Source organism: Pseudofrankia asymbiotica (assembly GCF_001983105.1).
GTDB classification, from domain to species: Bacteria; Actinomycetota; Actinomycetes; order Frankiales; family Frankiaceae; genus Pseudofrankia; species Pseudofrankia asymbiotica.
Map to the genome: position 1 here is coordinate 1 of NZ_MOMC01000061.1, position 7,517 is coordinate 7,517.

A 7,517-nucleotide genomic window follows, 5' to 3' on the forward strand; every position below is an offset into this window, starting at 1 on the left:
TTATCGAGACCCCGCGTCTTGCGTTTCAGCACCTCCGGACCGTCACAGCCCGTGATGGCTACGAAGAGTAGCCAATGGTTGCTGGGAAAGGCTCAGTCAGGCTCCGTCCGGTCAGGGACCGACGCCGCCCCCACCCAGGCCGCCCCGGATCGGCGTGCCGGCCCGCTGGGCGCAGTCCCAGCGCACCTCGACAGGCGTTCCCGAGGTCGCGCGGCGTCGGAGCGGGCCGAGGGCGGCGGTGCATACGACCCGCGCCGCCGAGCAGACCTCGCCGTCACCGGGACGGCGGGGCGCTGACTGTTGAGATGATTTTCGTGCTGCCGCTGCTGTTCACCGTCGTGCTCCTGCTCGCGCAGGTCACGGTCTGGGCGCACGCCCGCCACATCGCGCAGGCCACCGCCAGCCGTGCGCTGGTCGCCGCCCGCGCCGACGGCGGCAGCGTCGCCGCCGGCGAGCAACAGGCGCAGTCGACTCTCGACCAGCTTGGCCGGTCCAGCCTCACCAGCCCCGAGGTCACCGTCACCCGCGACGCCCAGACAGCGGCCGTCCACGTCCACGGCACCGCCGCCAGCGTGATCCCTGGACTTCGGTTTGGGATCGACGCCGATGCGGCCGAGCCCGTCGAGCAGCGCCGCGCGGAGGTTCCATGACCCGCGAACCCAGATGCGCTCGCCGTGGTCCCGACCGCGGATCGGCGACCGCCGAACTCGTGCTGATCCTGCCGGCGTTGCTGCTCATGCTGCTGTTCCTCGTGCTGTGCTACCGGATCTCTGACGCGAGGCTGCGGATGGCCGACGTTGCCCACCAGGCCGCCCGCGCCGCGTCGATCGCCCGCACCCCCACCCAGGCGGTCACCGACGCCCGCGCCACCGCGCAGACCGCGCTGGCCAGCGCCGGGGTGACCTGCCAGGACCTGACCGTCGACACCGACACGGCCGGGCTGACGCCGGGCGCGCTGGTGCGGGTGACCCTGACCTGCACGACCCGGCTGGACGATCTTGCAATGTTGGGAACCCCGGGCAGCGCGACCCTGCACGCCACCTCCACCTCACCCGTCGACATCTACGGCGACCAGYTGGGACAGGCGCCGTGAACCGCCGACAGTCCGGTCGTCGTGGACGGGACGAGGGGGYGGTGACCGCATTCGTGACGGTGCTGTTCGCCGCGTTCGTCATGTTCGGCGGGCTGATCGTGGACGCCGGCGGGGCGCTGGCCGACAAGATCAGCGCGATGGGCGTCGCGCAGGAAGCCGCCCGCGCCGGCGCCCAGCAACTCGACCTGACCGCGCTACGTCAGGGCGGCACAGTCCGGCTGCTGCCCGATCAGGCGGTCGCCGCCGCCCGCGCCTACCTCGCCCAGGCCGGCGCCACCGGCACCGTGACCATCATCGACAACACGGTCACCGTCACCGTCACCGCCGTACACGACAACCTGCTGCTAGGCGTCGTCGGCCTCGACACGCTCACGGTCACCGCCACCGGCAGCGCCCACCCCGCCCCACCACCCGGAGCCGTCCCGTGAGCCCCCCGCCCGCACGCCGCCGGCCCCGCCGCGCCCGGCGTCGCAGCACCGCGGTTCTGCTGCTGGTCGGTCGGCTGCTGCGCGCGGCGGTCGCCCTGGCCGCTCTGGTCGCCCTGGTCGGCGGCCTGCCCTGGGCGCTGGGGCACTTCGTCGGCTGGCCCCTACCCCACCAGGTGCCGTCCTGGGCGGAGGTCTCGACGCGGCTGACCGGGCCGATGGACGACACCCTGCTCCTGGACGTCCTCGCGGTGCTGCTGTGGCCGCTGTGGTTCGCCTTCGCGGTCTCGGTCGTCCTGGCCGTGCCCGATGTGCTGCGGGAGACGCGCTGGCCCGGCCACGGCGCCGCAGTGCCGGTCGGCGGGATGCGCGGGTTCGCCACGTTCCTGCTCGGCGCGGTCCTCCTCACCGCCGCCCAGTCCCGCGGCCCGCTCACCCCTGCCAGCGGTCCTGCCGCCGCCACAGCGGCTGCCACCGCGCCCGCCAGCCCGAGCTTCGTCACCGTCGCCGCAGCCACCCCGACCGGCGCGGCGCTTCCGACAGCGGCGCCGGGCACCGTGGTGGTGGCGCTGCCGGCCAACGGCGTCTACGACAGCCTGTGGCGGATCGCGGACCGCTGCCTGGGCGACGGCGCCCGCTGGCCGGAGATCTGGACGCTCAACCACGGCGTCGCCCAGGCCGACGGGCGCGCGTTGACCCAGCCCAACCTGATCCGTCCCGGCTGGGTCCTGACTCTGCCCACCCCGCCGGAGACCGTCACACCTCCTGACGGCCAGACGCCTTCCCTTCCGACCACACCCCCGACCGGCCAAACGCCCTCCAGCCCCGCGCCGTCGACCCCACCGGTGACCGTCARCCCACCCGCGACCAGCCCGCCGACTACCCCGACCCCAGAGGCCAGCACGTCCACTGCGGGCGGCGCCGCGCCGCCGAGGACCGCCAGCCCGTCCACCGGCCCGGCCTCGCCCACCCCCACGACCGTGGCTCCGACCGCGCCGTCCGCGCACCCATCCGCCCCGGCCCCGCCCCGGGCGCCAGGGGTGACGTTCCCGTCCGGCGGCTACCTCGGCTTGGGAGCAGTCGCGCTGCTGGTCGTCGCGCTGTTCTCCGTGCGACTGTGGCGCCGCCGCCACTACATCCCTGGCAGCGGCCGACGTGACGACCTGGACGAGCCGCCGGTCATCCACCAGCTCGCCGTCGCCTACAACACGGCCACCGCCGAACGCGACGCCGACGGCGAGCTGGTCGTCGTACGCCCGCCCGGCGACCCGCACATCACCGGCCGCCGCCACGCGGCAGCCACCGCCACCGCGCACGCCGCCCCACCTGGCACGCGGGTCGTGGGAACGACCGGCGACGGCCAGCCACTTGCGCTGGACCTCGCCGCCACCCGCGGCCTCGGCCTGATCGGACCCGGCGCGGACGCCGCGATCCGCGCCCTGCTCGTCGCGCTGCTCGCCGACCGCCACCAGCCCGACGCCACCCCCGTCGAGATCCTCATCCCGGCCGCCGACGTGCGCCGGATGCTCGGCGAGGACACCACCGCCGCGCCGCCGCAGCGGCTGCACGTCGTCGCCGGCCTGACCACGCTGCTGGACCGCTTGGAAGCCGACGTCGTCACCCGGGCACGACGGGCCGCGGCCGGCGAGGACCCGAGCCGGTCGACCCTGGTCGTCATCGCCGCCCCCGACCAGACCTCGGATCGCCGCCTCCAAGCCGTCCTCGACAACGGCTCCCCGCTCGGCGTCGTCGGCATCCTCTACGGGCAGTGGCGGCCGGGAGCGACCGCCCGGGTGCGACCCGACGGGGTCGTCGGCGCGGCCAGCCCCGACATCGCCGCCACCCTGACCGGCAGCCGCCTGTTCACCCTGCCCGAGAACGACACCGGCCAGCTGCTCGACCTGCTCGCCGACGCCGACGCGCCGGCCGCCAACCAGGAGGCGTACCGGCGGGCAAACCCTACCCAGGGGCCCCCGCCCCCACCGCCCGCCTCCGCGCCGCTCCCCAGTAACGGCCCGCCCGCCCCGGCCGACGTCGACGGCCCCAGCGAGCCGGAGCAGCGGCTGGAGCCGGACGAGCCACCACCTGGTGATGGTGGCGGTGACGCCGTGGCCAACTCTGACGAAGCACCGCCGCCTTCGCCGGCGCCCGCCGCAGCTGTGCCCGCGACGTCGCCACGCCGCCCGGAGGTGACCACGCCGCTGCGCCTCACCCTGTTCGGCAGGTGGCAGCTGTCCTACCAGCCCACGCCGGACAGCGACACCCAGCCCGTCGAGGGCATCGGGATCAAGGGCCGTGAGCTCGTGGCCTACCTCGCCGCTCATGGCGGCTGGGTACAGCGCGACACCCTCATCGAAGCGGTCTGGCCCGACGACGGCGAACCCCGCCACCGGATCGACAACCGCTTCTACGCTGCGCTCAGCCCGCTGCGCCGCGCCCTGCGTAGCGCCACCGGCGGGGCGATCGACGACGTGTTCGAGCAGGACGACGGCCGCTGGCGGCTACGCGCCGACCTGCTCACCGTCGACCTCTGGCAGGTCCAGGACGCGCTCACCGCGCGCCGGCGGGCCACGACGACCGCGCAGGAGATCGCCGCGATCCTGCCGCTGACCGGCCTCTACACCGGCCACCTCGCCAAGGACCTCACCGGCACCTGGGCCGAGGCCCACCGGGAGCATCTGCGCCGGCAGGTCACCGACGCACTGACCAGCATCATCGCCGCCGTCGGCGAGGACACCCCCCAGCGCCTCGACCTGCTCGACACGCTGCGGCGCCTCGACCCCGCCAACGAGCAGCTCTACTGCCAGATCGCGCGCACCCAGGCCCGCCTCGGCCAGCACGACGCCATCGCGGTCACCTACGGGCAGCTGGTCGAGGCGCTGGCTGACCTCGACCAGCAGCCCACCGCGGACACCGACCGGCTCTTCCAGGCGCTGATGCGTCACGGCCCGCCGGACAGCCGCTCAGCGTGACCTCGACCGGCGGCCCTTCGTGCCGTTCTGCCTCTGCCGGCGACGCTCCGCCCAGATMCGCCGGTCCAGCTCCAGCAAATCCTCATGCGCGGCGGCCCACTCCGCCAGCGGCAGCACCAGCCCGGCCAGCTCCATCGCCGGCGGCGTCAACCGGTACACCGTGGTGAAGGGCCACTGCTGGCCTCGCTCGCTCTCGACCAGTCCGCGCTCCTTCATCCAGCGCAATGCCCGGTGCAACACCGGACCCCGCAACACCGGCGGCGGCCACTGCCCCCGCACCACCTCATAGGACCGGAGCATCCCCAGCAGGGCTGTGTACGACAACGGCTCGCGGTACAAGGCGACCAGCACATCCGGCAGCCACTCAGGCGCCAACGTGAGCCGCAGATCATGCAGCAGGATGCGTCGATCAGAATCAGACAGCTTCTCATCAAGCGTCACACAAACCCCCACGGAAAGATCCACAGACCCGGTCCCGGGTCCGTGCTGACCGTTCCGCCGCGCAGCGCGGCCCCCTCCAGGCCGCGGATGTCCCCGCATCCTTGCGTGACGGGCACTTCACCCAAGGCTGCACCATCTGCGTAAACGTGACAATCCGATTCAGAGCCGTCACGAGTGACCGGCCGCCATTCCGGCCGGATCGCCACAAGGGCCGATCGCGCGGCCACGCCCCTGCTAGCTGCGAAGATGGCGTCACTCCTGGTGGTAGACCTATTCCGGAGCGCCCGCTGTCCTGCGCGGCCATGACACACGTCACGTCAGCCCGCCCCGCGACGCGGCCAGCCCGGACCGCCCACCACGACGTCTCCCGCCCAGCGCGCCTACCGTCGAAGACGTGTACGCGACGCAGGTGAGCTGGCGCATCTGGGCGCCGCGGCCGGCGGTCTACCGAGCGCTGCTCGACCCCGCCACGATCGCCCGCTGGCGGGCCCCGACCGGGACGCGCGCCCAGATCCACACCTTCGAGGCCCGCGAGGGCGGCACTTTCCGGATCTCCCTCGTCTGCGACCAGCCCACCCCGGCCGCCACGGTGGCCGTCCGCACCGGCGTCTACCACGGCCGGTTCCTGCGGCTAGTCCCCGACACACAGGTCGTCGAACAGCTCGCCTTCGAGACCGACGACCCGCCCGCGACCATCACGATGACGACGACCACCACCCTCAGCGACGCCGGCACCGGCGCCACTGCCGTCCTCGTCGTCCACGACGGCGTCCCGGACGTCATACCCGCCGCCGATTCCGAAACCGCCACCCGCATGGCCCTGGCAAAATTCGCCGAAATCGTCGAGAAAGACCAGCCACCTCCCTAACAGGGCCACGCCGCCAGAACCCTTCCCAGGGCCTTCCACCGACACCGGTATCGCGGCAACTGGCCGGAACAATCCGCGACGCATGCGCCCGCGGACAGGCGTGGATTCTCCCGCGAACCCGCCGCCCCTGGCATCGTCCGGTGTCGGCCCACACATCCGGCGCCCCGCCCGACGGCTATCACGCACGCCTACCCGGCAGAGGAATCCACTCGCTGAAGGCAGCGACCCCCGGCGGCCCGGCACACCCGCCAGGGAGCACAACGTCACCGCTAGGACACAGCCCGTGCGATGCCCCCACCGCGGGCTCAACCACGAGCCAGACCGTGGCCCTGCTTAGCGGGCACACGGTCGAGTCACAACGGCGCAGGTCAGAAGCCCGCTGGGTGTACCCAAGCGGGCCAAGACTTTGTTGCGAGGCAACGAGCCAATAATCGGTGCGGTTGGCCGTTTGACGGCTGGGGAGGGCGGATGCGTACGGCGCTGGCTCGGTTCTTGGGTTGGTGGGTTGCGGGTTGTTTCCTGGGCTGGCTTGCTTTCCTGTTTTCGTTCCTGGCATTGTTCTCACCCTTTGCCATTTGCCTTTCTTTCTCTTCTCATCTCCGTGTTGTTGTCGGCAATCCGGCGATTCTGGCGCGCAATCCCCTATAAGAATCTTGAATTGGCGGATGGTTGGGGGTTGAATTCGACCGTGCATAGGCAGAGAATTAGATATCGGCACCGGGAGCGGGAGAACCCCCCGGGAACCAATCCCCCTGTAAGGAAGGTCTGTCATGGGCAATGCCGTTTTCACGTCGGACACTCCGGCCGCGCTTCCTGGCTCGCGCGTCCAGCCGGACGACATGGCGCGGGTCACTGACAGTGACTGGYAGGACATCCGGACCAGCGCGCGGAAGTACTGCCGCACGGTGAACTTCACCCGGTCGCGCAAGCGCATGGACGGTAACACCACCATTGCGGGCGGACCGTTCGGCAAGTACGGCACGGCGGACATCAGTGACGACGTCACCCAGGATGCGGTACTGATCTTCGCCCAGAACCTCGCGAAGATCAGCAGCCGGTTTGAGCCTGCCTCCCTGTCGGTCGCGACCCGTGAGCCTGACTCCTGGCTCTACGTGACGAACGAGGGTCGGGAGTTCGTCGCAGACCGAAAGATGATCATTGGGTGGGCTGTCAAGGACGCTGCCGCGCGCAACGGCTTCCGGCCGGACGAAGAGCCTGACGAGGTGGACGCGACACCGGGTGAGCAGTACATGCGGGGGGTGGCGCACGCGGAGTTCGTCGCTGTGGGGAGCTACCTCGCCAGCATCAGTGACGTGGTGTGGGGTTCGGCCTACGGGGACGGTCGGGACTTTCCCGTGATCGATCGCTTCTTGGCAGAGGGGAGCAAGGCAGACGACATCGGACGGGCCGGAGTGATCTCCCACGTGGCGCAGCAGCTTTACGGCGGAAAGTACGGGTCGTACCGGGCCGTCCGGCGCACCCGTGACGCTGCCCTAGCCGAACTCCGGGAACTCCGCCAGCGGCTGGAGGAATCGCGCGAGATGCTCGCCTACAGCGCCATGCGGCGCGACAAGCGGCGTATGGGAGCACTCCCCGACGACTGACGCCACCCAGCGAAAGGGGCGCCGGGCGAGGTTCGCCCGGTGCCCCTTTCGCTTTACCGACCCATTCCGGCCCGGAGGGTTGGGGTGTTCCGGTGGACGTATCAGGGTGAAGGG

The 7,517-nt window shown here is 71.7% G+C and carries 7 protein-coding genes; 6 read left to right on the forward strand and 1 reads right to left on the reverse strand.

What is annotated here, in order from left to right; all coding sequences use genetic code 11:
* Positions 1–293: 293 nt before the first annotated feature.
* Genes BL253_RS28225 through BL253_RS28240 form a run of 4 tightly spaced genes read left to right on the forward strand, consistent with a single transcriptional unit; the run spans position 294 to position 4,490 of the window.
* Positions 294–650, forward strand: coding sequence for a TadE family protein (locus BL253_RS28225; protein ID WP_274535257.1), 357 nt, complete (start codon positions 294–296; stop codon positions 648–650).
* A complete protein-coding gene (locus BL253_RS28230) occupies positions 647–1,093 on the forward strand; it encodes a TadE/TadG family type IV pilus assembly protein (protein ID WP_076820346.1) in 447 nt (148 codons plus the stop codon). The genes BL253_RS28225 and BL253_RS28230 overlap by 4 nt, the downstream gene beginning before the upstream one ends.
* 41 nt (positions 1,094–1,134) lie before the next feature.
* Positions 1,135–1,521 (forward strand): pilus assembly protein TadG-related protein, encoded by a 387-nt coding sequence (locus BL253_RS28235; RefSeq protein WP_241835232.1) that lies wholly within the window; start codon positions 1,135–1,137, stop codon positions 1,519–1,521.
* Positions 1,518–4,490 (forward strand): BTAD domain-containing protein, encoded by a 2,973-nt coding sequence (locus tag BL253_RS28240; RefSeq protein ID WP_076820348.1) that lies wholly within the window; start codon positions 1,518–1,520, stop codon positions 4,488–4,490. Before BL253_RS28235 ends, BL253_RS28240 begins: the two co-directional genes overlap by 4 nt.
* Here the strand turns inward: BL253_RS28240 and BL253_RS28245 are convergent.
* On the reverse strand, positions 4,482–4,931 hold the full coding sequence (locus BL253_RS28245; protein ID WP_076820349.1) for a winged helix-turn-helix transcriptional regulator: 450 nt from the start codon (positions 4,929–4,931) through the stop codon (positions 4,482–4,484). The genes BL253_RS28240 and BL253_RS28245 overlap by 9 nt on opposite strands.
* A gap of 394 nt (positions 4,932–5,325) precedes the next feature.
* Here BL253_RS28245 and BL253_RS28250 point away from each other — a divergent pair, with 394 nt between their 5' ends.
* Positions 5,326–5,799, forward strand: a complete 474-nt coding sequence (locus tag BL253_RS28250; protein WP_076820350.1) for an SRPBCC domain-containing protein — start codon at positions 5,326–5,328, stop codon at positions 5,797–5,799.
* 770 nt (positions 5,800–6,569) lie between these two features.
* Positions 6,570–7,403: a hypothetical protein gene (locus BL253_RS28255; RefSeq protein WP_076820351.1), complete on the forward strand. Its 834-nt coding sequence runs from the start codon at positions 6,570–6,572 to the stop codon at positions 7,401–7,403.
* The last annotated feature ends 114 nt before the right edge of the window (positions 7,404–7,517 follow it).